This is a genomic window from Mesorhizobium sp. M4A.F.Ca.ET.050.02.1.1 (genome assembly GCF_003997725.1).
Lineage (GTDB): Bacteria > Pseudomonadota > Alphaproteobacteria > Rhizobiales > Rhizobiaceae > Mesorhizobium.
In genome coordinates, this window is the sequence record NZ_RZSG01001346.1 from 1 (window position 1) to 763 (window position 763).

A 763-nucleotide genomic window follows, 5' to 3' on the forward strand; every position below is an offset into this window, starting at 1 on the left:
CCTCCGGGCTGAATGCGAGCGAAAAGGCAGCGCTTGCGAGCGCCCACAGCCAGCTCTTGAACCGGGTGCGCAGCGGATGCGCGGCGCAGATCGATCAGGCCGGCGAGGCGATGACGTCGCTGCTGGGCGACGCCCGCGCGGCAATCGCGGCCCTCGATGCCGTCGAGACCGCGCTCAACGCCCGCATCGAAGGCAACGGTCCCGCCGTCCCGGAATTGAAACGGTTCCTGCAGCGTTTGCTGACGACCCTGGAGCGCAATTCGGCTGCCGGCGCCGTGGCGAACGGCGCGGCGAAACCCTCCCCGCCGCCGGCGGAACCGGCAACGCCCGTCCGAAACGGTCATGGAGCCGATACGATGGCAAGTGTCGCAAGCTACGAACAGAGCACCGGGCTGCCCGACCGGATTTCCTCGCGCGATGACGTGGTCAAGTGCCTCGACCTTGTCGTCGCCTTCTATGACCGCACCGAGCCGTCGAGCCCGATCCCGCATCTCGCCCGCCGTGTGCGCCGCATGGTGCACATGGATTTTGTTGAACTGATGGAAGATCTCGCCCCGTCGGGGCTGAAGGAGTTCCGGCTTCTGGCCGGCGTTCCCGATGCCAAAAAGACGGCCCAGAAGGATGAAAGGTAGCAACACATGCCAGCCGAAAGCAAAGCGAAGGTCATCGAACGAAATCGCGCGCCGCGGGTGCAGATCGCCTACGACGTCGAAACCTACGGCAGCCCGACGACGATAGAACTGCCGTTCGTCATGGGCGTGAT

Annotated in this window: 1 protein-coding gene and 1 pseudogene; both read left to right on the top strand. The window is 65.3% G+C overall.

All coding sequences use genetic code 11. The features are described 5' to 3' along the window. Positions 1–632: pseudogene (locus tag EOA33_RS37400) on the top strand (type VI secretion system protein TssA); the annotation flags it as partial. A gap of 6 nt (positions 633–638) precedes the next feature. After that, positions 639–763: type VI secretion system contractile sheath small subunit (locus tag EOA33_RS37405; RefSeq protein WP_190234530.1), on the top strand; the 125-nt coding region annotated here is incomplete at its 3' end.